General features: G+C 63.8%; 25 protein-coding genes. 13 read left to right on the top strand and 12 right to left on the bottom strand.

The window, feature by feature from the left end; translation table 11 throughout:
• Nucleotides 1-75 precede the first annotated feature (75 nt).
• On the bottom strand, nt 76-1,215 hold the full coding sequence (locus ACNAOH_RS12595) for a glycosyltransferase family 4 protein (RefSeq protein WP_443970506.1): 1,140 nt from the start codon (nt 1,213-1,215) through the stop codon (nt 76-78).
• 13 nt (nt 1,216-1,228) lie between these two features.
• A complete protein-coding gene (locus ACNAOH_RS12590; protein ID WP_443970505.1) occupies nt 1,229-2,101 on the bottom strand; it encodes an alpha/beta fold hydrolase in 873 nt (290 codons plus the stop codon).
• A 38-nt stretch (nt 2,102-2,139) separates the two neighbouring features.
• Between ACNAOH_RS12590 and ACNAOH_RS12585 the strand changes: the two genes are divergently transcribed.
• The 7 genes from ACNAOH_RS12585 (at nt 2,140) to ACNAOH_RS12555 (ending at nt 9,128) form a co-directional block, all read left to right on the top strand.
• A complete protein-coding gene (locus ACNAOH_RS12585) occupies nt 2,140-3,570 on the top strand; it encodes a protein adenylyltransferase SelO family protein (RefSeq protein ID WP_443970504.1) in 1,431 nt (476 codons plus the stop codon).
• A gap of 24 nt (nt 3,571-3,594) precedes the next feature.
• Entirely contained in the window at nt 3,595-5,025 is a 1,431-nt protein-coding gene (gene astD, locus ACNAOH_RS12580) for a succinylglutamate-semialdehyde dehydrogenase (RefSeq protein WP_443970503.1), read from the top strand.
• Nucleotides 5,026-5,180: 155 nt separating this feature from the next.
• On the top strand, nt 5,181-5,972 hold the full coding sequence (gene cobA, locus ACNAOH_RS12575; protein ID WP_443970502.1) for a uroporphyrinogen-III C-methyltransferase: 792 nt from the start codon (nt 5,181-5,183) through the stop codon (nt 5,970-5,972).
• On the top strand, nt 5,969-6,256 hold the full coding sequence (locus ACNAOH_RS12570; RefSeq protein ID WP_443970501.1) for a DUF2849 domain-containing protein: 288 nt from the start codon (nt 5,969-5,971) through the stop codon (nt 6,254-6,256). Before cobA ends, ACNAOH_RS12570 begins: the two co-directional genes overlap by 4 nt.
• A gap of 38 nt (nt 6,257-6,294) precedes the next feature.
• Entirely contained in the window at nt 6,295-7,926 is a 1,632-nt protein-coding gene (locus ACNAOH_RS12565; protein WP_443972138.1) for a nitrite/sulfite reductase, read from the top strand.
• Nucleotides 7,919-8,356, top strand: a complete 438-nt coding sequence (locus tag ACNAOH_RS12560) for a DUF934 domain-containing protein (RefSeq protein WP_443970500.1) — start codon at nt 7,919-7,921, stop codon at nt 8,354-8,356. Before ACNAOH_RS12565 ends, ACNAOH_RS12560 begins: the two co-directional genes overlap by 8 nt.
• Entirely contained in the window at nt 8,349-9,128 is a 780-nt protein-coding gene (locus tag ACNAOH_RS12555; RefSeq protein ID WP_443970499.1) for a phosphoadenylyl-sulfate reductase, read from the top strand. Before ACNAOH_RS12560 ends, ACNAOH_RS12555 begins: the two co-directional genes overlap by 8 nt.
• Before the next feature lie 45 nt (nt 9,129-9,173).
• On the opposite strand, the gene ald is transcribed toward ACNAOH_RS12555, so the two are convergent.
• Nucleotides 9,174-10,289 (bottom strand): alanine dehydrogenase, encoded by a 1,116-nt coding sequence (ald, locus tag ACNAOH_RS12550; protein ID WP_443970498.1) that lies wholly within the window; start codon nt 10,287-10,289, stop codon nt 9,174-9,176.
• A 123-nt stretch (nt 10,290-10,412) separates the two neighbouring features.
• Between ald and ACNAOH_RS12545 the strand changes: the two genes are divergently transcribed.
• Genes ACNAOH_RS12545 through ACNAOH_RS12535 form a run of 3 tightly spaced genes read left to right on the top strand, consistent with a single transcriptional unit; the run spans nt 10,413 to nt 12,347 of the window.
• Nucleotides 10,413-10,844 carry a ketosteroid isomerase-related protein gene (locus ACNAOH_RS12545; RefSeq protein ID WP_443970497.1) on the top strand — a complete coding sequence of 144 codons (432 nt, stop codon included), beginning with the start codon at nt 10,413-10,415 and terminating at the stop codon, nt 10,842-10,844.
• On the top strand, nt 10,841-11,434 hold the full coding sequence (locus tag ACNAOH_RS12540) for a GNAT family N-acetyltransferase (RefSeq protein ID WP_443970496.1): 594 nt from the start codon (nt 10,841-10,843) through the stop codon (nt 11,432-11,434). The genes ACNAOH_RS12545 and ACNAOH_RS12540 overlap by 4 nt, the downstream gene beginning before the upstream one ends.
• Before the next feature lie 7 nt (nt 11,435-11,441).
• Nucleotides 11,442-12,347, top strand: a complete 906-nt coding sequence (locus tag ACNAOH_RS12535) for a carbon-nitrogen hydrolase family protein (RefSeq protein ID WP_443970495.1) — start codon at nt 11,442-11,444, stop codon at nt 12,345-12,347.
• Here the strand turns inward: ACNAOH_RS12535 and ACNAOH_RS12530 are convergent.
• Nucleotides 12,340-15,060, bottom strand: coding sequence for a TonB-dependent receptor (locus tag ACNAOH_RS12530; protein WP_443970494.1), 2,721 nt, complete (start codon nt 15,058-15,060; stop codon nt 12,340-12,342). The two genes, ACNAOH_RS12535 and ACNAOH_RS12530, sit on opposite strands and share 8 nt — an antisense overlap.
• 279 nt (nt 15,061-15,339) lie before the next feature.
• Nucleotides 15,340-16,032 (bottom strand): aspartate/glutamate racemase family protein, encoded by a 693-nt coding sequence (locus ACNAOH_RS12525; RefSeq protein ID WP_443970493.1) that lies wholly within the window; start codon nt 16,030-16,032, stop codon nt 15,340-15,342.
• Nucleotides 16,033-16,229: 197 nt separating this feature from the next.
• On the opposite strand from ACNAOH_RS12525, the gene ACNAOH_RS12520 reads away from it, so the two are divergent.
• Entirely contained in the window at nt 16,230-16,559 is a 330-nt protein-coding gene (locus tag ACNAOH_RS12520; protein WP_443970492.1) for a hypothetical protein, read from the top strand.
• Nucleotides 16,560-16,828: 269 nt separating this feature from the next.
• Here the strand turns inward: ACNAOH_RS12520 and ACNAOH_RS12515 are convergent, their stop codons facing one another.
• From ACNAOH_RS12515 to ACNAOH_RS12500, 4 genes are all read right to left on the bottom strand, one after another.
• Nucleotides 16,829-18,286 carry an NAD(P)(+) transhydrogenase (Re/Si-specific) subunit beta gene (locus ACNAOH_RS12515; RefSeq protein ID WP_443970491.1) on the bottom strand — a complete coding sequence of 486 codons (1,458 nt, stop codon included), beginning with the start codon at nt 18,284-18,286 and terminating at the stop codon, nt 16,829-16,831.
• Nucleotides 18,283-18,570 carry an NAD(P) transhydrogenase subunit alpha gene (locus ACNAOH_RS12510; RefSeq protein ID WP_443970490.1) on the bottom strand — a complete coding sequence of 96 codons (288 nt, stop codon included), beginning with the start codon at nt 18,568-18,570 and terminating at the stop codon, nt 18,283-18,285. The genes ACNAOH_RS12515 and ACNAOH_RS12510 overlap by 4 nt, the downstream gene beginning before the upstream one ends.
• Before the next feature lie 70 nt (nt 18,571-18,640).
• Nucleotides 18,641-19,762, bottom strand: a complete 1,122-nt coding sequence (locus tag ACNAOH_RS12505) for an NAD(P) transhydrogenase subunit alpha (RefSeq protein ID WP_443970489.1) — start codon at nt 19,760-19,762, stop codon at nt 18,641-18,643.
• 19 nt (nt 19,763-19,781) lie between these two features.
• A complete protein-coding gene (locus tag ACNAOH_RS12500; RefSeq protein ID WP_443970488.1) occupies nt 19,782-19,904 on the bottom strand; it encodes an aa3-type cytochrome c oxidase subunit IV in 123 nt (40 codons plus the stop codon).
• Nucleotides 19,905-20,100: 196 nt separating this feature from the next.
• Between ACNAOH_RS12500 and ACNAOH_RS12495 the strand changes: the two genes are divergently transcribed.
• Nucleotides 20,101-21,546 carry a sigma-54-dependent transcriptional regulator gene (locus ACNAOH_RS12495; protein ID WP_443972137.1) on the top strand — a complete coding sequence of 482 codons (1,446 nt, stop codon included), beginning with the start codon at nt 20,101-20,103 and terminating at the stop codon, nt 21,544-21,546.
• Here the strand turns inward: ACNAOH_RS12495 and purQ are convergent.
• Together purQ and purS are read right to left on the bottom strand one after the other, a co-directional pair.
• On the bottom strand, nt 21,543-22,217 hold the full coding sequence (gene purQ, locus ACNAOH_RS12490; RefSeq protein WP_443970487.1) for a phosphoribosylformylglycinamidine synthase subunit PurQ: 675 nt from the start codon (nt 22,215-22,217) through the stop codon (nt 21,543-21,545). The genes ACNAOH_RS12495 and purQ overlap by 4 nt on opposite strands.
• A gap of 14 nt (nt 22,218-22,231) precedes the next feature.
• Entirely contained in the window at nt 22,232-22,465 is a 234-nt protein-coding gene (gene purS / locus ACNAOH_RS12485) for a phosphoribosylformylglycinamidine synthase subunit PurS (protein ID WP_443970486.1), read from the bottom strand.
• A gap of 307 nt (nt 22,466-22,772) precedes the next feature.
• Between purS and ACNAOH_RS12480 the strand changes: the two genes are divergently transcribed.
• Nucleotides 22,773-23,414, top strand: coding sequence for an outer membrane protein (locus ACNAOH_RS12480; RefSeq protein WP_443970485.1), 642 nt, complete (start codon nt 22,773-22,775; stop codon nt 23,412-23,414).
• Nucleotides 23,415-23,494: 80 nt separating this feature from the next.
• Here ACNAOH_RS12480 and purC read toward each other — a convergent pair whose 3' ends face one another.
• On the bottom strand, nt 23,495-24,274 hold the full coding sequence (gene purC / locus ACNAOH_RS12475; protein ID WP_443970484.1) for a phosphoribosylaminoimidazolesuccinocarboxamide synthase: 780 nt from the start codon (nt 24,272-24,274) through the stop codon (nt 23,495-23,497).
• Between the last annotated feature and the right edge of the window lie 127 nt (nt 24,275-24,401).

Raw genomic sequence — 24,401 nt, 5'->3', positions numbered from 1 at the left:
AAGGCCCCAATTCGCTCACTCAGCGACAGCAGCCGCGCATAGCAGGATTCTTAAGAAAATAGTGAGGAAATTCCGTCAGCCGGCAGCGAGCGGCCCACGGTAGGCCTCGATCGCTTCCCGATAGAGGCGGCCGTAGCGCTCTATCATCGCGGATTCCGCAAAGCATTCCTCTGCTCGCCTTCTGTTTGCCTCACCCAGCGCCTCCCGCTTCGCCTTATCAACAACAAGAGCGCGAAGAGCGGTCGTGACGGCCGCGTCATCGTTGCCCGGAACGATGAAGGAGCGGTTCGCGCTGCCTACCATTGCAGAGATATCCCCAATGTCGGTCGCCACAACCGGTAATCGGGCGGCCATCGCCTGTACGAGTGCGACGGGAAACGCATCGCTGCCCGGCAAGGGCACGAAAATGTCGAACGCGCGGATATAGTCCTGCGTCCGTTCTTGCGGTCCCAGCACGACGATGTCCGTGAGGCCGAGCCGTTTTGCGTCAGCGACGATCGCCTCACTGGCTTCTCCCGCAATCGCCAGTTTCACTGCATCAGTAAGCGGCGCCACAGCCCGCACCAACCGTCTCAGCGCCTCGCCCTGCCCCGCCTCTGCGGTCGTCCCCACCACCAGCTTGCGATTCTCGGAAAGGCCGAGAATGGCAGGACGGCGAGCAGTGCCGTCGAAACCGGAAATATCTATGCCATTGGGAATATGCTTCACCTTGTCGGCGGGCTGCCCCCACTCTGCCTGGGCCACGCGACCCAGCGCCGTCGAGGGGACGACCAGCGCATCCGCCGAGGCAAGCGCGATGCGTCGATAGAGGCTGCGACCCGCTTTGCGCCTGTCCTTCTCGTCAGCCTCCAGCCCGTCTTCATGGTGGATGAGGTGCGGAAGACGCATTACCCGGTGGAACAGGCGATGCGCCATCACGCCATCCATCGCGCCCCAGCCATAAGTCAGCACGAGGTCGAAGTCGCGCATGAGGCGAGCGAGCGCCCGAAACTTTCCCAGTCCGGCAGGTCCGCTGAGACGGGGCGCGGTGATGAAAGAGACGTTGAGGTGCGGATGGAGGTCGGCGCGTGCCGCGTCATGGCCGGGCGACGCAACCAATAGGGTGTGTCGCACCTTCCCGGCCCACTCATTCATCAGGCGGACGACCCGGTCTTCCTTGCTGCCACGGTCGAACGACCCGTGCATCTGGAGGATGGAATAGGGAGGTCCGGCCATCGTCAATGCCTTCCTATGTCGTGCCGGCCGCGCTGACGCGCGCGAGCAGACGGTCGATCGCGGCGGCGGCTTCCGGCTCGTCGAGTACGGGTGCATGGCCCGTGCGGGGCACCGTGGCCACGTCGAGATCAGGCACGCGGCGTTTCATCTCCTGCACGGTCGCGTCGCTCAGCAAGTCGGAGAGAGCGCCGTGCACGAGGGCAAGAGGCATGCCTCGCATCGCCTCGAAGGCCGGCCAGAGATCGACGCCCGCCTCTCCGCCGGGCACCCGGAACGGCTCCGCGATCCGCTGGTCATAGTCGGGAACGATTCGCCCCTGACTGGTCAGGCGGAACCGCCGCTTCGCGTAAGCGAGCCAGTCTTCCAGATCATAGTCGGGATAGATAGCCGCGTCCGCTTCGGCGATGGCGCGCGCTGCGTGCACCCACGTCGCATACGAGCTCGCACCGCCCATATTGGTGCGGATGCGCTCCAGCCCGGCCGCGTCGATATGCGGGCCAATATCGTTGATGAGCGCCCCAACCATTCGCTCACGCCCGGTCGAACCGAGCAACATCAGCATGATACCGCCGAGTGAGGTGCCGAAGCCCACGAAATTCGGGAGCGCCAGCTCATCGAGCAGCTTGTCTATGTCCTGCAGATAGACGAGCGGCACATAGGTCATCGGATCTTTGGCATAGGCGCTTTCACCTCGGCCGCGCAGCTCGATCGAAAGGATACGCCACTCTCCCGCCAAGCGCTCCGCAACCGGCGCGAAGTCGCGCGCATTGCGTGTGAGGCCCGGTAGGCAAAGAATCGGCGGACGGTCGTTTCGGCCTGCATAATCGCGATAATGCAGCCTTAGCCCGTCGTGCGACCACCAGTATTTGTCCTCATAGGCGGCCAACGCTTGATCCTTTCCACTCCACGCCAACATATTGCCGCATGTCATCCCGCCCGCAAGCCAGCATTGACGATACCAGCTATCGTCCGGAACCGTGCATTCAATCGCTCAACGATTTCCTGAGCAGTCCGGTTCATGCGGCCGAATTTCCACAGCATATTCTGCGATTTCGCAATGACCGCGCGGCAGCGACCATTGGCCTTTCTGGATTGAGCGATGCGCAGTGGATCGACCATTTCGGCCGCTTCGTGCCTTTGCCGAACAACCTGCCGCAGCCGCTCGCCCTGCGTTATCACGGCCACCAGTTCCGCGTTTACAATCCCGATATCGGCGACGGGCGCGGCTTCCTTTTCGCGCAGGTGCGGGAACGCGCTCCGGGTGAGCGCCTGCTCGATCTGGGCACGAAGGGATCGGGTCAGACGCCCTACAGCCGTTCCGGCGATGGCCGCCTGACGCTCAAGGGTGGCGTACGGGAGATTCTCGCAACCGAGATGCTTGAAGCGCTGGGCGTTTCCACTTCGCGCACTTTCTCGCTCATCGAGACAGGCGAGGCGCTGGAGCGCGGCGACGAGCCGTCTCCTACACGCGGCTCAGTTCTGGTGCGGCTCAGCCACAGCCATATCCGCATCGGCAGCTTCCAGCGTCTCGCGGCCCTCGGCCAAACCGAGGAGCTGGCGCGTCTCGTAGATTATACATTGCGTGAACTGCTTGTCCTCGATCCGGGCCCTGATCCCGCCGCCACGATGATGAGCGCTGCCGTTGAGCGCTGCGCCGACCTCGCCGGCAGCTACATGGTCGCCGGCTTCGTGCATGGCGTGCTCAACAGCGATAACATTAACGTGACCGGCGAGAGCTTCGATTATGGTCCCTGGCGTTTCACCCCGCGCTGGGAGCCGGGCTTCACTGCCGCCTATTTCGACCGGACGGGCCTTTACGCCTTCTCCCGGCAGGCCGAAGCGATCCACTGGAACCTCGCCCAGCTTGCGATGAGCCTGCGCCCTTTGACGGAGAGCGATCCTTTGATCGCTGCGCTCGAGAGCTTCCCGGCGCTCTACGAAGCCAGCCTCGTCCGCCGCTTTCTTTGGCGCCTCGGCCACGTCGCGCCGGACGAACCAGCCGCGCACGCTTTCGTCTCCGCCGCCCTCCGCGCGCTGATGGGGAGCGACATCCTCATCGACCGCTTCTTCCTCGCATGGCGACGCGGCGAGCACGATCATCCGGATTTTTCCGGCGAAGCATGGAATGCTGCGCGAGGATCATTCCTCGCGCTCACCCCCGTCCCCGACCACCTCGATCATCGCTATTGGTCCGACGACGCGCCATGTTCGATGCATATCGAAGAGGTCGAAGCGATCTGGTCCGCCATTGACCGCGACGACGATTGGGCGCCGCTCATGGAAAAGGTTGAGGCGGCACGTCGCATGAGGGCTGCGCTGGGTGCGCCGCCCCGCCCTTCGTTCATTCTCAGGTAAGCGCCCGGAGCGATAAGCAGTCTTATGACAGAACGCCTCATTTCCATCGAACCGGCGACCGGACACCAGCTCTGGCAGGGTGCGGCGAGCGATGTGGAAGCCGAAGTCGCCCGTGTGGTCGAGAGCTGGCCCGCCTGGGCCTCAACGTCGATCACGTCGCGTATCGAGACGATGCGCCGCTTCGCCAATGTCGTGCGCGCGAAGGAAGAGGCGCTGACCGATCTCATTGCCCGCGAAACCGGCAAGCCCCTCTGGGACGCCCGGACGGAGGTCGCGGCCGTCATCAACAAGGTCGATATCTCCGCTGCGGCTTATTCCGAGCGCACTGGTCACAGGCGGCTCGAAGGCGCAGTGGGCGCCAAGCAGGCGCTGCGCCACAAGCCCCACGGCGTCATGGCCGTGCTCGGCCCGTATAACTTTCCGGCCCACCTGCCCAACGGACACATCGTCCCGGCGCTCATTGCAGGCAACGGCATCGTCTTCAAACCCTCGGAAAAGACGCCCGCCGTCGGTGAAATGCTCGTTCAGCTCTACCACGAGGCAGGCGTGCCGGAAGCCGTGGTGCGCTGCGTGCATGGAGGGCCGGATGTCGGCCGGGCGCTAACCGCTCACCCCACCGTACGCGGTATCCTCTTCACCGGCTCTGCCCAGACCGGCATCGCGATCAACCGCGCTTTCGCCGACCAGCCGGACAAGATCCTGGCGCTGGAAATGGGCGGCAATAATCCCATCATTGCGTGGGACACCGGAGACGTGGCGAGCGCCGTGGCGCTCATCGCACAGTCGGCCTTCCTCTCCGCCGGCCAGCGCTGCACGGCAGCCAAGCGACTGATCGTGCGCGACACACTCTATGACCGGATCGTTGGCGACCTCAAAAACCTTGCCGATCGTCTCGTCATTGATCATCCCCATGCGGACCCCGCGCCCTATATGGGTCCGGTGATCGACATGCGGGCGGCCGACAGCCTGACCGACAACTTCATTCACCTGATGAGCAATGGCGGCAAGCCGATCAAGCATCTGGCCCGGCCGCGCGACGGCCTGCCCTTCCTTACGCCCGGAATTATCGACGTTACCGATATGGAAGAAAGGCCCGACATCGAGCTTTTCGGCCCCGTGCTTCAGGTCGTTCGGGTCGAGACCTTCGAGCAGGCGATCGCGGAAGCGAACAATACGCGCTATGGACTTTCGGCGGCGCTCATCGGCGGTTCTCCCCAGCAATATAACCAGTTCTGGGCCAATGTTCAGGCCGGGATCGTCAACTGGAACCGGCCAACCAACGGCGCCTCTTCGTCCGCCCCGTTCGGTGGTGTGGGCATATCGGGTAATCATCGGCCCAGCGCCTATTATGCGGCCGATTACTGCGCCTATCCCGTCGTCTCGTCGGAGGCCGAACAGCCCCGCGCGTCGATTGAGGTCGGTCTCCGGTCGGAGCCGATCATCGCTGACCGCTAGATCGCGCTTCAGCGATGCTGAAGCGGAGCGGGCCGGTGCGGTGACCGGAAATTTGCCAAGGGCAAATTTTTAAACAGACCCCGCACAAGTTTCGCTAGGCATCGCTAAAGCAAGCGTCGGTTGCGGATTGATCGGCACGGTCGCATCTAGCGCTCATGGGCACACATGATTCACGCGCGCCCGGCACCGTCTTTCTGGTCGGCGCCGGCCCTGGTAGTCCGGATTTGCTGACCGTCCGTGCCGCGACCCTGCTCGCAGGCGCGGATCTCATTGTCCATGACGGCCTTGTCGATCCTGCAATCCTCGCTCTGGCCTCGGCGGATGCGCAGCGCATCTCCGTGGCGAAGAGCCGCGCCCGCCACTCCATGCCGCAGTCGGAAATCAATGCTCTGCTTGTGCGGGAGGCCCAAGCCGGGCGGGACGTCATTCGCCTGAAGGGCGGCGATCCCTTTATCTTCGGTCGTGGCGGCGAAGAAGTGCAGGCCTGCCGCGAAGCCGGTGTGCCGGTGGAAGTGGTGCCAGGCATCAGCGCGGCACTCGGCTGCGCGGCGGAGGCTCTGCTTCCTCTAACCCATCGCGATGCCGCCAGCACGGTCAGCTTCGTCGCCGGGCAGTGCAAGGGGCTTTCCGAGCAGGACTGGTCCGGCCTTGCCGGTCATGGCCGCACGCTCGTCATCTACATGGGGGTGGCGACGGCGCACGACATTGCGGACAAGCTCATGGCGGACGGCGTTTCGCCGATCATGCCGGTCGCGATTCTGGAAAGCGGCACGCGCCACGGCTCGCGCGCCATCCGCACCTTGCTTGCCGATCTCGGTTCGGTCATGGCCCGCGAGAATGTGAAGAGCCCGGCGCTGATCGTTATTGGCGAGGTCGCGGGGCTCAGCGATGCGCAGGAGCGCTTCGCGGGCTATGCCGCGCTTGCGGCGCTGGAGACTGAGGCATGAAAATTCTGACCGGCAACGACCTTGCGACCGGGGACGTCATCTGGTGGACCGGCTCGGGCTGGTCCCGCCATGTGCATGACGCGGCGGACGTGGGCGCGGACGGCGCGGCGATCCTTGCGCGGGAAACGGCCGAGCGTCACGTCAATGCCGGCTATGAGATCGAGGCGGAAGCGACCGCATCCGGCCCGCTGCCGCTGCATATCAAGGAGCGGATTCGCGCGAGCGGTCCCACTGTTCGCACCGATCTCGCGATCGACACCAGCATTCCCATTGTGAGAGCCTGAGACCCAACATGACGACTGCCACGGCCACACGTCCGAGCATGTATCGCTACGATAGCTACGATCAGGCGATGGTCGAGGCGCGCGTCGCGGAGTTCCGCGATCAGGCGGAGCGGCGCCTCGCTGGCGCCATGACGGAGGACCAGTTCAAGCCACTTCGGCTGATGAACGGCCTCTACCTCCAGCTCCACGCCTATATGCTGCGCGTTGCGGTGCCCTATGGCACGCTTTCGGCCGTGCAAATGCGGATGCTCGCCCATATCGCGCGCAAGTACGACAAGGATTACGGGCATTTCACCACCCGGCAGAATCTTCAATACAACTGGATCAAGCTGGAGGACGCGGCAGATATTCTGGCGGATCTCGCCAGTGTGGAGATGCACGCGATCCAGACGAGCGGCAACTGCATCCGCAATATCTCGGCCGATCAATATGCCGGCGTCTCCGCTGACGAGGTGACGGACCCGCGCCCATGGGCCGAACTGCTGCGCCAGTGGTCGAGCTTCCACCCGGAATTCACTTATCTTCCCCGCAAGTTCAAGATCGCCGTGATCGCGAGCCCGGAAGATCGCGCCGCCATGCGTCTCCACGACATCGGGCTGGAACTGGTCGAGCGGGACGGAGCCATTGGCGCGCGCGTGTTCGCAGGTGGCGGCATGGGCCGCACGCCGATGATCGCGCCGGAAATCCGCGACTTCGTGGCCGAGAGCGAGATCATCTCGTACCTTGAGGCCTGCCTGCGCGTCTACAATCGCTACGGCCGGCGCGACAATAAGTACAAGGCGCGGATTAAGATCCTCGTCCACGAGATCGGCGTCGATGCGTATCGCCATCAGGTCGAGGAAGAGTTCGCCCACATGAATACGCTGGGGCTCGATCCGCCGCCCGCCGAGCTGGAGCGCATCCGCGCCTGCTTCGCACCACCCGCCTATGAGGCTGGCCTGCCGACCGAAGTCGATCGCAGTGATCCGGACTTCGCCCTCTGGCATGACACGCAGGTCGCACCCCACAAGGTGCCGGGCTACGCGATCGTCAATGTCAGCCTCAAGCCCGTCGAGGGCATCCCCGGCGACGCCACCTCAGCGCAGATGGACCTGATGGCCGATCTCGCGGAGCGCTACAGCTTCTCGGAGCTGCGCGTCACTCATGCGCAGAACATCGTGCTGCCGCATGTGCCGGTGCGCGATCTGCCCGCGATCTGGGCAGCGCTCGATGAGGCGGGCCTGGGTTCTGCCAACCTCGATCTCATCAACGACATCATTGCCTGCCCCGGCCTCGACTATTGCAGCCTTGCCAATGCCCGCTCGATCCCGGTCGCGCAGAAGATCGCGAAGCGTTTTGCCGATCCTGCGAAGCAGCGCGACATCGGCGAGCTCAAGCTCAAGATTTCCGGCTGTATCAACGCGTGCGGCCATCATCACGCCGGGCACATCGGTATTCTCGGCGTGGACCGGAAGGGCGTGGAGAATTACCAGCTGCTCTTTGGCGGATCAGGCGCGCAGGACGTGAGCATCGGCAAGATCATCGGCCCCGGCTTCGATGAGGACGGCGTGGTCGATGCGATCGAGAAGGCGACCAACCTCTATCTCAGCCGGCGCGCCGAGGGCGAGCGGTTCGTCGACACCTATCGGCGCATCGGTATGGAGCCGTTCAAGGAGGCGATTTATGGCTGAGTATATTCGCCTGCGTGACGATCAGCCGCACGAAGAGCCGGCAGTGACCGTAGATGCTTTCCTCGGACAGTCCAATGCGACGGCTGTCCGGATCGAGCCCGGCGAGGATGTGCGCGTGCTGCTGCCCTTCCTTGATCGGCTTTCGCTGGTCGAGGTCGCCTTCCCTGTCTTCGGTGACGGTCGCGGTTATTCGGCGGCGCGCATCTTGCGCGAGTCGGGTTACACAGGCGAGCTGCGCGCGGCTGGCGACGTGCTGATCGATCAGATCAGCCATATGCGCCGCTGTGGTTTCGATGCGTTCGCGCCGAACGCGCCGCTCGACCAGACACTTGTGGAAGCGGCCTTCGCGCGCTTCCCACACCCTTATCAGAAAGCCGCTGATCCAGCCCCGCCGGTCTGGGCTCTGCGGCATGGAGCCACATATGGCTGAAGCTGCCCGCAAGATCGACTTCATCGACGTGCGCCCTGCCTTCACGCAGGCGGATGCCGATGCCCTGAACGCCCGTTTCGAGGGCGTCAGCGCTGGAGAGATGCTCAAAGCTCTCTTCGCAGAGGGCACGCTCGGCCATGTCGCTGTCGTCTCGTCGTTCGGCACCGAAAGCGCCGTACTGCTGCATCTGGTTGCGCAGGCGGACCCAAGCGTGCCGGTGATCTTCGTCGATACGCTCAAGATGTTCCCGGAAACCCTCGACTACCGTGACACTCTGATCCGCCGGTTCGAGTTTACCGACAGCCGCACGGTCACGCCCCTGCCGGACGTGATCGCTAAGAAGGACGAGACCGGCCTGCGCTGGTCTTATGACCCGGATGGCTGCTGCGAAATTCGCAAGGTAGAGCCGCTCGCCCGCGCCAAGCACGGCCTTGATGCCTGGATCTCGGGCCGCAAGGCGTTCCAGTCGGTCACTCGCAAGAACCTGCCCCGCTTTGAGATCGAGGATGGCCGCCTCAAGATCAATCCGCTTGGCGACTGGGACAAGGCTGCGCTCGAAGCCTATTTCGAAGCGCACGACCTGCCCCGGCATCCGCTGGAGGCGCAGGGTTATCTCTCCATCGGCTGCGAGCCTTGCACCAGCAAGGTCATGCCGGGTGAGGACCCGCGCGCCGGACGCTGGCGCGGCTGGGACAAGGTGGAGTGCGGCATCCATACCGTCTCCACGCCCGTTGCGGACCCGGACGATCCGGCCAACCAGCCGGCGTTCTAAGCCCGGCGCGCATTTGCAAGCCGTCAGGGCTGAATACCGGCCGTCTTATTGAAGCGCGATGTCGGTCGGCACCACGTCGTAACCCAGCTCCCGTGCCACGGGTGAGCATGTCACCAGCCCGTTCCAAACATTGAGGCCGTCCAGCAGATGCGGATCGCGTCGCATCGCCTCTTTCCAGCCAAGGTCGGCGATCCGCAGGGCATGAGGCAGCGTCACATTGTTGAGCGCATAGGTGCTGGTCCGGGCCACAGCACCAGGCATGTTCGCCACCGCGTAGTGGACGATCCCGTCGATAATGTAGGTCGGGTCCGCGTGCGTGGTTGCATGGCTGGTCTCGAAGCAGCCGCCCTGATCGATCGCCACGTCGACCAGCACGGCGCCCGGCTTCATCGTCGCCAGCATGGCCTTGCTCACCAGCTTGGGCGCGGCCGCGCCCGGTATCAGTACCGCTCCAATCACGAGATCCGCCTGCGCTACGCAATCGGCGAGGTTAGCCTTGTTGGAAAAGCGAGTCTTGGCGCGCGCCTCGAAATAGACACCCAGCTTTTCCAGCACATCCGGATTTCGATCGAGGATGGTCACATCCGCGCCTAGTCCCGCCGCCATCTGCGCCGCATTGAAGCCCACTACGCCGCCGCCGATGATGGCAACGCGCGCCGGCAATACGCCGGGCACGCCGCCCAGCAAGACCCCCCGGCCCCCGTGCGCCTTTTCGAGCGCGGTGGCGCCCGCCTGTATGGACATGCGACCAGCCACCTGACTCATCGGCTTGAGGAGAGGCAGTCCCCCGCTCGCATCCGTCACTGTCTCGTAGGCGATGCAGGTGGCGCCGGATTTCACGAGGTCGGCCGTCTGCTCCGGGTCAGGAGCGAGATGAAGGTAGGTGTAGAGGATCTGGTCCTTGCGTAGCATCGCCCGCTCCGCGGGCTGCGGCTCCTTCACTTTCACGATCATCTCGGCCCGCTCGAATATCTCGGCCGCCGACTGGACGATCTGCGAGCCCGCGCGAATATATTCCTCGTCGGACGCCCCGATGCCGAGACCCGCGCCGCTCTCTACCAGCACGGTGTGTCCGTGCGCATGGAGTTCATGAGCGCTCTCGGGAGTCAGGCCAACGCGGTACTCGTGATTCTTGATTTCCCGGACAGTGCCTACAATCATGGCTGGAACTCCAAGGTAACTATTTTATTGCCTCAGTCATAATCAAAGCATGGCCAGGTTACAGGTTACTTTTATTCGTAGGGCGATGCGCCTATCGCACCACGAAAGCACCGGGAGCGCGGCATGAGCCCACAAGATGAGACCATCGCGCTGGTGAAGCGCTATTATGAGGCGTTCAACGCGGGGGATGACGAGACCATGCTCTCGCTGCTCTCCGAAAATGTCGTGCATGACATCAATCAGGGCACGCGCGAGACCGGCAAGGAAGCCTTTCGGCTCTTCCTCGTCAAAATGGGCCACGCCTATCGCGAGCGTCTGGAGGATATCGTCGTGATGGTCAGCGAGGATGGCACGCGGGCAGCGGCCGAGTTCGTGGTCCACGGCGAATATCGTCGCGCCGAGCAAGGGCTGCCGCCCGCCAGCGGCCAGCCTTATGTCCTGCCTGCCGGCGCCTTCTTTGAGGTGCCGGACGGCGCGATCAGCCGCGTCTCCGTTCATTATAATCTTGCCGACTGGATCGCGCAGGTCAGCGCAGCGGATTCCGCCGAAGCATGACCAGCATCACCGTCGAGACATTGAGCGATCCGGCCGCGCGCGCCGCGGCCCTTCCTGCTCTTGCGCGCCTGCGGATCGCCGTGTTCCGGGAGTGGCCCTATCTTTATGAAGGCACCATGGAGCATGAGGCGGACTATCTTGCCGCGTTCGAGGCGGAGCCGGGCTCGGTGCTCGTGGTGGCGCGCGACGGCGACCAGATCGTGGGCGCGGCCACTGCATCGCCCATGAGCGGCCAGAAGCCGGCAGTTCGCGATCCGATGCAGGCGGCGGGCCACGATGCGGCCACGCTCTTCTATTTCGGTGAGTCCGTGCTCCTTGCGGACTATCGCGGCCACGGCATCGGCCATGCCTTCTTCGATCATCGCGAGGCGGCGGCACGCGCTGCCGGCGCCATGGCTGCCTGCTATTGCCGGGTCGTCCGCCCTGCCGACCATCCCCTCCGACCAGCCGACGCCCGCGACCTCGGCCCATTCTGGCGCGCGCGCGGCTATGCGCCCGTCGAAGGCGCCCTCGCCACCTTCACATGGCGGGACATCGACCAGTCGGCGGAAACCGCCCACCCTCTGCAGTTCTGGGCGCGGACCTTCTGAGCCGCCTATGCCTCCGTTCACCCTCGCCCTCGCCCAATATCCCATCGAGAAGCTGCACAGCCTCCCCGCGTGGAAAGACAAGATCGCGCACTGGGTCGATCAGGCCGCAAGCGTAGGCGCGAAGCTCCTCGTCTTCCCCGAATATGCGAGCATGGAGCTGGCCTCGCTCGATCCGCAGGGCATGGGCGATCTCGGCGCGTCCCTGCGCTTCGTCGCGGCGCTTCGCCAATCGATCGACGGGCATCACGCCATGCTCGCTGCGCGGCACGGCGTTTATATCGTCGCTGGCTCCATGCCGGTGCCGCTCGAGGATGGCCGCGTCGTCAATCGCGCGCGGATCTTCGCTCCGTCGCGCGGCATGTCCTGGCAGGACAAGATCGTGATGACGCGCTTCGAGCGCGAGCAATGGGGAATCAGCGGCGGCGACACGATCCGCGCCTTCCGCACGTCACTGGGAACTATCGGCATTTCGATCTGCTACGATGTCGAATTTCCGCTGATAGCGCGCGCACAGGCCGAGGCAGGCGCCCGCCTCATCCTCGCGCCGTCCTGCACGGATACGATGCACGGCTATCACCGCGTTAGGATCGGCGCACAGGCCCGCGCGCTGGAGAACCAGCTGTTCGTTGCGCAGACGCCGACCGTTGGCATGGCGCCATGGTCGCCAGTGCTCGACGAGAATTATGGCGCGGCCGGGCTGTTTGGCCCGCCGGACGGAAACGTTCCGCAAGATGGTGTGATCGACATCGGCCCGATGAATGAGGGGCGCTGGTTGCTGACCGACGTCGATCCGGAACGCGTGACTTCATGGCGAGAGGACGGTGCCGTCCGTCCCTACGCCCATTGGGCCGAGCAGCTCGGGCAGTCATCTCCACCGCCCGCACTGCCCGTCGAACTCGTCAATCTTACCTGAAAGCCGCCGGCAGCGAGAAGAACAGCTTGCGGAAGCTGAGCCTGAAGCTGCGGCCGATCGCATCCTGATAGAAGGGCTGATAGGCAAAAGGCGTCGTCCCGTTGCCGTCCGTCACGCGCTGCCGCTGATCGAACACATTGTCGACGATGAAGGACACGCGCGATCCGCGCAGGAACGGCACCTTCTCGACCAGCTTCGGCATCTGCCCGAGATTGGCGAACAGACGCAGGTCGGCAGTCATGAAATCGCCGAAATTGAGCGTCGTCGAGGGGAAGCCCGTCACACCGTCCACGCGTGTTCCGCTCTGCCAGTTGCCGGTCAGGCGGAAGCCGAGACCCGCCTGCGAGAAGCCGCTCTGCACTTCGATCTTGTGACGAGAGACGCCGCCGCTGCTCGCGCCGATGGTCCCCCCATTCAGCAGGTCGATTTCAGGCTGGCCATCCCGCAGCACCGCGCGATCGGAAAGAACCCAGGTATGGAAGACCGCGAAGTTCAGGCGACCACCGCCGCCACCTCCGCCGCCGCCGAAGCCGCCAAAGCCACCCGGACCGCCTCGCCCGCCGGGACCACCACCCGCGCCCGGACCACCCGGTCCGCCTGGGCCACCGGGAGCGCCTCCTGCGCCCGGACCACCTGGCGGCGGCGCTGCGCCATCAGCCGGCGGTGCACCCGCGCCACCGGCCGGAGCGGCCTGACCACCGGGTCCACCCGCGCCTGCTGGACGCCCACCCTGCCCTGCGCCCGGCCCGCCCGGAACGCCATTGGGGAAGCGACGCTGCATGGCTTCGCGCATCGCATTGATCTGCGACTGAGGCGTTCTGAGCTGCTTGGTGAAGTTGAAACCCCAGCGCAATTGCTGGCGGTCTTCGCTTTCGATGTTGATCGGCCGCAGGTCCACGGAGGTGAGATTACCGCCCCCATCGCGCTGGAACCGCTCCGGAAATGCCGCGAGCACCGCCGGTGTCGCGCCCGGAAGCGCGGTGATCTGACCGCGCTGCCAAGTCCGGTTATATTCCACATTCAGCGTGATGTTCGGCGTTTGCATGCGGTAGGTGCCCGCGATGCGCAAGTTGCGTAGCGACGCCTCATTAAGACCGGGATTGCCGCCCGTGATCGCCGTCACTCGCACCGATTGACCGCGCGAATAGTCGAACAGATCGAAATTCGCTGTGGTCAGCACTGGTTCGGCAAGCTGCGCGGCAGTCGGCGCGGTCTCGTCGTCGCGATACTGCGTGATGACGCTGAGCTGCTTGGTCGGGTTCCAGTTGAACCCGCCGCCGAAGGTGCGCAGCGTACCGATGTCGGAGATACGGCGAACCGCCGCGTTGCCGTTGAGCGACAGTCTGCCGAGGATGCCGAAGAGCGGAATCCGGTCATTCGAGATCGGGATATCGATGTTGATCGATCCCTCGCCCACGTTGCGGGAGATGTCGGACGTCTGGAAAAGACCCTGCCGGATCGCCGTGCCATTCAGCTTGTCGAACGAGCCACCAACCTTGATCGTGGTGGTGAGGTTGCCCGCAGGCAGCGTGATCGGGGAGCCGCTGGCAATGAACGTCGCGTCGCCCGCATTGGTGGTGTTGCGGTTCTGATCCGGGGACGGAAACGCAATGAAAGCGTCGTCGAGCGGCTGGGAGGGATCGGCGAGCGGATCGCCGGAAGCGACCGCGGCGGCATAGGTCGAGAGGTTGAGCGGACGGCCCGCGATGGAACGCGAGCGGCCATAGTCATAATTGCCCACCAGCGTCCACTGCCAGCCGGGGCTCGACCCGTTGATCGACACGCCGACATGCCCGGTCTGCGCGCTGCTCGTCCGCCGGAGCGCCGGTATGTCCGTCGAGGGGTAAAAGATACTGTCCGCAGCGCCCGTCGAATAGGGGCTGCCGCCCGGAATAAGTACCCCCGGCGTCGCGATGCCGCGCAGCGCCTGGCTCTGGTTGGAGGTAAGCTCGCCGTTGATGCTTGCGGACCAGATATCAGTGATCGGCTTCGCCCATGTCGCGGTCAGCGTCGTGACCTGCGTCGCGGGGGTCAGCGTCCGGTCCGTGCCGTCGCCGCCCCGCGAAGCTATGCCGCGGTCGGCCTCGCTGATTGCCGCCGTGTCGGTATGTTCGACGTTGAGGTTGATGCGCTCACCGCGACGAATGCCGAGGAAGCCGCCTTCTCCTTCCAGAGAAATGCCGTCGCCCCGCGTGCCGATCCCGCCTGTGCCCTCGGTGGTGAAGCCATTGAAGCGCTGACGCAGCACGATGTTCATGACCTTCTGGGTGGCCGAATAGCCATATTTGAGGGCCACTTCCTCCGGCAGGATGTCCACCCGCTGGATCGCTTCCGCCGGAATGGTGCCGATTTCACGGAAGCTCGAGACCCGGCGCCCTTCCAGCAGGATGACCGGCCGTCCACCGCCCGCGCTCTGCACCTGCGGGCCGAGCTCAGCGAGCAGTTCCGACACGCTGGAAACACCGAGCGCCCGCACATCGCCTGCATTATATTGCAGTTCGGGCTTCACATCGCCCACCACTGCGCCGCGCTCGCGGCCGCCGGTGACGACGATCTCTTCTTCTTCCATACCGGCAACGTCCGGCGCGACAGCTGCACCGGCCCCACCAGTGGCGGTCGACTGCTCATCCTTCTGTTCCTCCACCTGCTGGGCAAGAACAGGCGAGGTGGCGAGCACGGAACTGGCAAGCAGGCAGAGACGGATGCGAGTCATGAGCAAGGGTTTTTCCTGAGCAGATGATTGTTTTTGGATGTCGTCGGCGAGGTAGCCGGGAATATCTTGCTGCTAGATGAGCAGATCGTCGAAAACAGCCATGAATTCGCGACTGTTACAATTGATTACAGGGCCACGACATGTGCCCGACATTCGCGCCTGTTCGGCACGCCGAGGCTGCTTCAAAGCAGCACTGACCGGATCAGCATCGCGATGATCCGGCCAGCATGACCGTATGGCAGCGCACAGGCGTCAGGACGAACTGTCCCGGGGCAACCGTCAGCTCAGAATGAACTCCACGCCCGCAAGTGCATGGATCGTCGTCCCGTCATAGATCGGCAGCACGTTCGCGTTGATGTCGACCACTAGTTCCAGTTCGGTGGCGGCCAGCACGACGGCCTGCACATCCTCCTTGGTGATGTCGGTCAGTTCCGACTTCATATAGCGCTCGGATTCGCGCGTCACCTTCCCCGCTGCCAGCTCCTCGTAGATCATCTTGTCGATGCGCGCGGCGAGTTCCGGATCGGCGGGAAGCAGCGTCACGCCTCCCTTGGCGACGAGGCGCTGCCGATAGCTGTTGTCCATCATCACATTGCTGGTGCCTACGATCGCCACGGCGCGCACCTTGTCCTGCTTCAGCTTCTTGCCGATCTCGTCGACGATGTGGACGACCGGCACGGAAACCGATCCCGCTACGGCATCATAGACCCGGTGTACGGAGTTGGCGCAGATGAGGATCGCCTCGGCGCCCGCAGCTTCCAGCCGTCGCGCTGCGCCCGCGATCTGGCCGGTCGCGCAATCCCAGTCATCCGCTGTCACACAGCGCGCGACTTCGGCAAAGTCCAGGCTCTCGATCAGCAACGGCGCGCTGTGCAGCCCGCCAAGGCGGCGCTGAACGGCCGCGTTGATGATCTCGTAATAGCGTGCGGTGGAGGTCCACGAGAGACCGCCGATAAGGCCAAGTTTCTTCATGAGAGGCGTTGTGAACAATGCGGCTGCGATGGGCAAGCCGCAGTTGCGACTGGCGTCTGCCCGTCGGGCATATTCCGTGAGAGGAGCTGGCAAACAATCTGCTTCCGCAGCAAAACCTTATCCAAACACTGTCGTTGAGTGCCGGACCTCGTTAAGCCAGCCGGACAAAAGCGCGTCTTCCGGGAAAGAGAAACGATATGCGATCATGGCTCGGCACATTTGCGGCCACGGCCCTGCTCATGCAGGCGCTTCCGGCCGGTCTTGCGCGCGCGCTGGAGCCCCAGGCGCTTGGGACGATCTCGGTCGAAGCCACGCCGGTCGATCCCGCCCTTGGCGCCTCCATCTCGACCTTCCTCGATGAAGTCGGCAAGGCACTCACTGAAAAGGGCTATACGACCATCGAAGGAGCAGGGCATGCCCGCTTCGTGGCCGATCTCAGCCTTATCCGCACGAGATCGGCACCACTACTGCCAAGGTGCCGGTTACGGGCTCGCAACTTATCCCCGGCGGCGCGTCTTCCCAGGTAGGCGGCGGCGCAACTATCCTGCTCCCTACATCCAAGACCAGGAGCCTTCCGCTTCAGGAGACCCGGCTTGAGGTTCGCATCAGAAGACGGGGCGAGGATAAAGTCATCTGGCATGGCGCCGCCCTGACAATCCGCGCGGCCGGGCAAGACAGGGTAGTCTCCGCCAATCTGGCGCGGGCCGTCTTTCAAACCTACCCGAACCAGCCTGACGGGATCGTCAGCATTCCCTGACGCCCCGGCCTGAGCGCTTCCGCCCCGGAGCGATCGTCCCTAGTGCGCCATCGCCTTGACGATATCCTCCACCATCTTCTTGGCGTCGGCCAGCAGCATCATGGTGTTGTCCATGTAGAAGACGTCGTTGTCGACGCCGGCATAGCCCACGCCACCCATGGAGCGCTTCACGAACAGCACGGTCTTAGCCTTCTCTACGTCCAGCACCGGCATGCCGTAAATCGGTGACGTCTTGTCCGTCTTCGCGGCCGGGTTCGTCACGTCATTGGCGCCGATCACGAAGGCGACATCGGTCTGTGCGAACTCTGAGTTGATGTCCTCCAGCTCGAACACTTCGTCATAGGGCACATTTGCCTCGGCCAGCAGCACGTTCATGTGCCCGGGCATGCGGCCCGCGACGGGATGGATGGCGTACTTCACCGAGACGCCTTCCTTCTTGAGCATGTCGCCCATTTCGCGCAGCGCGTGCTGCGCCTGAGAGACGGCCATGCCATAGCCCGGCACTATGATGACGCTGTCCGCCTGACTCATCAGGAAGGCCGCGTCCTCCGCCGATCCGCGCTTCCACGGGCGCTGTTCCTTCGCTTCGCCACCAGCGGCGGAAGCCTCGGCGCCGAAGCCGCCTGCGATCACCGAGATGAAGCTGCGGTTCATCGCCTTGCACATGATGTAGCTCAGGATCGCGCCAGAGGAGCCGACCAGAGCACCCGTAATAATCATCGCGCTGTTCGAGAGTGTGAAGCCCATCGCCGCTGCTGCCCAGCCCGAATAGCTGTTGAGCATCGAGACGACGACCGGCATGTCCGCGCCGCCGATCGGCACGATGAGCAGGAAACCGATGATGAAGCTCAGCGCCACGATCAGCGGGAAGAGCCAGGTAACGGCGCTCGGCGCAGGCATGGCATAGAACCAGCCGATCAACGCCAAAATGGCGAGGAGCGTGCCAAGATTCAGCACATGACGGCCCGGCAGCAGGATCGGCTTGCCGGACATGTTGCCGTTGAGCTTGAGGAACGCGATCACCGAGCCGGAGAAGGTGATCGCGCCGATTGCGACGCCTAGCCCCAGTTCGATGCGGCTGGCATTGTGGATCTGCCCAGTCAGCGGATCGAGAATGCCGAAGGCAGCGGGATCGAGATAGGCCGCCGCACCCACCACGACGGCGGCAAGGCCGACGAGGCTGTGAAACGCCGCGACGAGCTGCGGCATTGCCGTCATCGCAATCTTGCGGGCAATGAAGAAACCGATGACGCCGCCGATGACGATCGCGGCGAAGATATCCGGCAGGCCCACGGCGTCATGCGTCACCAGCGTCGTGCCAATGGCGATGGCCATGCCTGCCATGCCGAGGCGATTACCGCGACGGCTGCTCTCGGGCGAGGAGAGGCCGCGCAGCGCGAGAATGAAGAGCACGCCGGAGACCAGATAGGCGAAGGCCGCGATCGGCGAGACGGCAAGCGGTCCGCTCGCCGCAAGGAGAGTCTGAAGCGCGCTCATCCCTTGCGCTCCTTCTTCTTGTACATTGCGAGCATGCGCTCCGTAACCGCGAAGCCGCCGAAGATGTTGATGCTGGCGAAGACGATGCCGGCCAGCCCCATCCATTTGGCAAGGCCGTCAATGGACTCCGCCGCCGCAATGAGCGCACCCACGATGATGACCGAGCTGATCGCGTTGGTCACCGCCATCAGCGGCGTGTGCAGCGCGGGCGTCACCGACCACACGACATAATAGCCGACGAAGCACGCCAGCACGAAGATCGACAATATGGCGATGAAGTCCATCGTTCCTACTCCCTGTTGGCCCTGCCATCCGGCATGGCCCAAATGCCGCTCCCCAGCGGCGCTGTTCTTGTCAGCCCAGCAGCCGTTCGTTGACGACCTTGCCATCCTTCGTCAGGCGGATGGCGTTGCCGATCTCCTCGTCGAGCACAGGCCCGCCAGCGTCCTTGTCCCAAAAGGCCGAGAGGAAATTGAAAAGGTTGCGCGAGAAGAGCGCCGAAGCGTCCGCCGCAAGCCGGCTCGGCACGTTGCGGTGGCCCACGATTTTCACGCCATGCCGCTCGACGATCTCGCCGACAACAGCGCCTTCCACATTGCCGCCCTGCTCCACCGCGAGGTCGATGACCACGCTACCCGGCTTCATGCTGGCCAGCTGCGCGTCGCTGATAAGGCGCGGTGCCGGGCGGCCGGGGATCAGCGCCGTGGTGATGACGATGTCCTGCTTCGCGATATGGGCGGAGACGAGCTCGGCCTGCGCGGCCTTATATTCGTCGGACATTTCAGTGGCGTAGCCGCCCGTGCCTTCGCCCTCGATGCCCTTTACGCTCTCGACGAAGATCGCCTTTGCGCCCAGGCTTTCGATCTGTTCCTTGGTGGCCGCCCGCACGTCCGTGGCGGAAACCTGCGCGCCCAGGCGCCGCGCGGTCGCGATCGCCTGAAGGCCCGCCACGCCCACGCCCATGATGAAAACACGCGCAGCAGAAACAGTACCCGCCGCCGTCATCATCATCGGAAAAGCGCGGCCATATTCGCTCGCGGCATCCAGCACTGCCTTGTAGCCGGAGAGGTTCGACTGGGAGGACAGAATGTCCATGGACTGCGCGCGCGTGATGCGCGGCATGAATTCCATCGCCAGCGCTTCCAGTCCGGCCGCAGCATACGCATCGACACGCGCACGTTCGCCGAAGGGGTTGAGCCCCGCCACGACCATCGCGCCTTTCGCAGCGCCAGTGAGGGATGCCGCGTCCGGACCCTGCACGCCCAGCACAATTCCGGCGCCCTTGAGCACGCCCGAGCGGTCGGCGATCACCGCGCCCGCCGCGGCATATTGCTCGTCGGCTATCGACGCGGACAAGCCGGCGCCCGTCTCGACGGCAACGTCCGCACCAAGGCCAATGAATTTCTTAACCGTTTCAGGAGTCGCGGAGACGCGCCGTTCCCCGGCTGCGCTTTCGCGCAGGACCGCGATTTTCATCGTGGATCGCCTTTTAGAATCAGGAAATGATGAGGACGACGAGCGCGCCCACGATCAGGCTCGCGATCGTGCCCCACTTCATCAGGGTGATGAAGCCGTCATAGGTGCCCTGAGCGGCCTTGGGAACTTCGTTGCTTGCCATAGTCAAACCCTCACGCCTGGTCATGCCGCCTGCTCCGAGCCGGGCGGCGACTTCGCTTCCGCTCTCAGCATGGCAGGGCCGCAAGGTCAATCACGCGATGCGATTCCTTGGCATTTGCGGCGGGGGACGGGCTTAATCCGGTCTTAACTTGACTGTCCTATTCCGGGTCATCGGGACGACGGAAAGATTTTTGATGATGATCGAAGCTGAACCGCCGCTTCTAATGTTGGTGGACGACGAGCCGGCCCAGCGCCGGCTCACCTCAGCGCTCGCCGCCCGCGCCGGCTGGCGCTCTCTCTGCGTCAACACTGGCGAGGAAGCGATCGCGATGCTCGGCACGCGCGAGGGCATGCGGCTCGCGGCGGTCCTGATCGACGACTGGTCGCAGAAGCTGGAGACCGCAACGCTTATCCGCAAACTGCGTGTGCGCCGGCCGCAACTGCCGGTTCTGGTTCTCACTGCCGGAGGCAGCTTCGCTCTCGCGATCGAGGCCATGCGCGCGGGCGCGAATGATTTCATCGCCAAGCCGATCGCGCCGGAAAGCCTCATCGCGGCGCTGCAGGCGGTCGTCAGCAATCCGCATGACGCTGGCGAGCTACGACCGATGAGCGAAAAATTCCCGGCTGCGCTGGGTTTTGACGAAATTATCGGCGCCTCGCCGACATTCCGGGCGGCACTCGCCATCGCCGCAAAAGCTGCGCGCACGCGCGTTCCTATTCTGATCGAGGGCGAACCTGGCGTCGGCAAGGAAATGATGGCCCACGCCATCCACGCCGCTTCACCGCGCGCCAAGCTACCGCTTGCTACGGTCAACTGCTCGGCCGTGCCGGCGAACCTTATCGAATCCGAGCTTTTCGGCCATGAACGCGGCGCCTTCGCTGGCGCGTTCGACCGCAATCTTGGCAAGATCATCGGCGCCAGCCATGGCACCGTCTTCCTAGACGAAATCAGCGCCTTGCCGATGGAAGCGCAGGCAAAGCTGCTGCGTGTTCTCCAGAATGGCGAGGTGGTGCCGTTGGGGGGGCGTGGGGCGGCGCAGGTAGATGTCCGCATCGTTGCGGCAAGCAATGTCCGCCTACTTGGCGAGGTGGAGGCCGGGCGCTTCCGCGAAGACCTCTATTACAAGCTCAACGTCGTCCAGCTCACGATTCCGCCGCTGCGCGAACGCATGGCGGATCTGCCCGCCCTCGTCCGGCATCTTCTCGCGCGTATCGCTCTCCAGCCGGGGCTCAGGCCCCTCGACATCACGGCCGATGCTGTCAATCTCCTGATGCGGCATGCCTGGCCCGGCAATATCCGCCAGTTGCAGACGACGCTGTTCCGTGCAGCAGTAAAGTGCGACGGGGATACGCTCACGCGGCACGACTTCCCTCAGCTTAGCGCACTGGTCGCCGCCAGCGACAATGGCGCGTCTCTCGCCACCGTATCTCCGATGAAGTCGGCTCAGGAAGACGGGATCGGCGTGACGTTGTACGAAGCAAACGGGCACTTGCGGGCGCTTGCGGATATCGAGGCGGATGTCATTCGCCTCGCCATTGGCCATTATCGCGGCCGCATGACGGAAGTCGCGCGCCGGCTCGGCATTGGCCGGTCGACCCTCTATCGCAAGCTGGCGGAACTGGGCATCGACACCGCTGCCTAGGCAGTCGCCATCAGCCCTTCAGCTAGCCCCTCGAACAGGCGGCGCCCGTCGGTCCCGCCCTGCGCGGCTTCGATGACCCGCTCGGGGTGCGGCATCATGCCGAGCACGTTGCCCGCTTCATTGAGGATGCCCGCGATATTGCGCGCGGACCCATTCACCGGCTCGCCATAGCGGAAGGCCACGCGGCCCTCCCCTTCCAGCCGGTCCAGCGTAGCCGCGTCCGCGACATAATTGCCGTCATGATGCGCGACCGGCACGCGGATGTCTTCCCCCGCCACATAACGGCTGGTGAACGCGCTCTGGCTATTCTCCACCGTCAGGCGCACGTCGCGGCACACGAAATGGATGCCCGCGTTGCGCATCAGCGCTCCCGGCAAAAGGCCGGTTTCGGTCAAAACCTGGAAGCCGTTGCAGATGCCAAGGACGAACACGCCTCGCGCCGCAGCCTCGGCTACAGCGCGCATTACGGGCGATCGCGCAGCCATCGCGCCGGAGCGCAGATAGTCGCCATAAGAGAACCCGCCCGGCACCGCGATGAGATCGATGCCATCGGGCAGCTCGGTTTCCCGATGCCAGAGCATCACGGGCTTGGAGCCGCTCACAGCCTCCAGCGCGACGGCAAGGTCGCGGTCGCAGTTGGAACCGGGAAAGACGATGACCGCGCTTTTCATGGGTTCCGTTCCTTTCAGGCGACCTGCTCGATGCGATAATTTTCGATGACGGTGTTGGCGAGCAACTTGCGGCACATGTCGTCGATCTCCGCTTCGCTGGTGCCATCGGCCAGATCGAGCTCGATCAGCTTGCCGGCGCGGACGTCGTTCACGCCCGCGAAGCCAAGACCGTCCAGCGCGTGCTGGATCGCCTTGCCCTGCGGATCGAGCACGCCGGTTTTGAGAGTGACGAAAATGCGCGCTTTCATGGGGTGCCAGTCCTGTCTGGGGAAGTGCTGGCGCTCCCCTAGAACATGCCCACGGCAGCGGCAAGGGAGAGCCGGACATGAATTCAAGATGGCTCTGCACCATTTTGCCGCTCATGCGTCTCGCATCTGCGGCGTAACGGCGGAAAAACGCGACCTTCATCAATCGAATGTGTCATTAATACAACAAAATCAGTTGTTTATCTGGGGTTCATGTGAACCGCGTTCGAACGCACTACTTACGCCTTCCCGCCACGGTGGGATTATGAATGCTGTCCCGCAATGCGGGATTGAAGAATTGGAGTTTGTTATGCGTAAGATTATCCCCGCCCTCCTCGCCGCTGCCCCCCTCTTCGCGACGCCGGCTTTCGCCCAGGACGGAACCGCCTTCAACGGTCCTCGCATCGAAGCGCTGGTCGGCTACGACCATCTTGGCGCCGGCAGCGACACCGACACCCGCAACGATGGCAAGATCGATGGCGTCACCTACGGCGTCGGCATTGGCTATGATGCGAACCTCGGCAGCGTCGTGCTCGGCGTCGAAGGCGAAATCACCGATTCCTCGGCCAAGACCAACTACGGCCCCCTCACCAGCAGCTTCGGTTTCGGTCGGGTGAGCGCTGGCCGTGATCTCTATGTCGGCGCACGCGCCGGTTTCCTCGCTACACCTGAGACGCTGGTTTACGCGAAGGTCGGCTACACCAACCAGAAGCTGGGCGTGCTCGCCGGTGACCTCAACCAGCGCACCGATACCAGCTTCAAGCTGGACGGCTGGCGCGTTGGCGGCGGTGTCGAGCGTCAGTTCGGCTCCAACGTCTACGGCAAGCTGGAGTATCGCTACTCCAATTATGACGAAGCCCACATCAACTATGCCAGCGGCGCGCAGAGCGCACGCTTCGGCATTGATACCGACCGTCATCAGGTCGTCGCCGGCGTCGGCTATCGCTTCTAAGGCTCAGGCCTGAATCGGAAGGGGACGGCCAATGGCCGCCCCCTTTTTCCTTCTTGTCCTACGGAAAGCGCGAAGAAGAGCTACTTGCCCTTCTTCTTGCGGTGCGTCTCGAGGTCTAGCACGGCATTGTCGAGGCCCTCGGGCAGCAGCCCCAGCCGCCGCGCGACCTCCTGATAGGCTTCCACCTCACCGCCCAGATCGCGGCGGAAGCGGTCCTTGTCCAGCTTCTGGCCCGTTTCGATGTCCCACAAGCGGCAGCCGTCTGGCGAAATCTCATCCGCTAGGATCACCCGGCTGAAATCGCCTTCCCAGACGCGGCCGAATTCGAGCTTGAAGTCGACGAGACGGATACCGATCGCCGCGAACAGCCCGGACATGAAGTCGTTCACACGGATGGCCATGTCCGCGATGTCGTGCATTTCCTCCTGCCCGGCCCAGCCGAAGCAGGCGATATGCTCTTCACTCACCAGCGGATCGCCGAGCGCATCGTCCTTGTAGTAATATTCGATCAGCGTGCGCGGCAGCTGGACGCCTTCCTCGATGCCGAGGCGCTTGGAAATCGAGCCCGCTGCCACATTACGTACCACCACCTCGATCGGAATGATCTCGACCTGCCGGATCAGTTGCTCGCGCATGTTGAGGCGGCGAATGAAGTGCGTGGGAACGCCGATGTTGCCAAGCAGCGTGAAGACATGCTCGGAAATGCGGTTGTTGAGCACGCCCTTCCCGGAGATGGTCCCCTTCTTCTGCGCGTTGAAGGCGGTCGCATCGTCCTTGAAATATTGGATCAGCGTGCCGGGCTCCGGCCCTTCGTAAAGGATCTTCGCCTTGCCCTCGTAGATCTGGCGACGACGGGACATAAGCTGGGGCCTACTCGTAACTGGAAATGAGAAAAAGGAGCCCGACGCCAGCGAATCGCATGGATCGCCAGTGCCGGGACCGTTGCGGCGTCCCATAGCCCAGCGCGAGAGCGGACGCAATTTTGAG

It is taken from the genome of Sphingobium sp. CR28, from assembly GCF_052327305.1.
In the GTDB taxonomy this organism is placed as follows: Bacteria; Pseudomonadota; Alphaproteobacteria; order Sphingomonadales; family Sphingomonadaceae; genus Sphingobium.
This window is presented reverse-complemented; position numbering and strand designations above follow the sequence as displayed.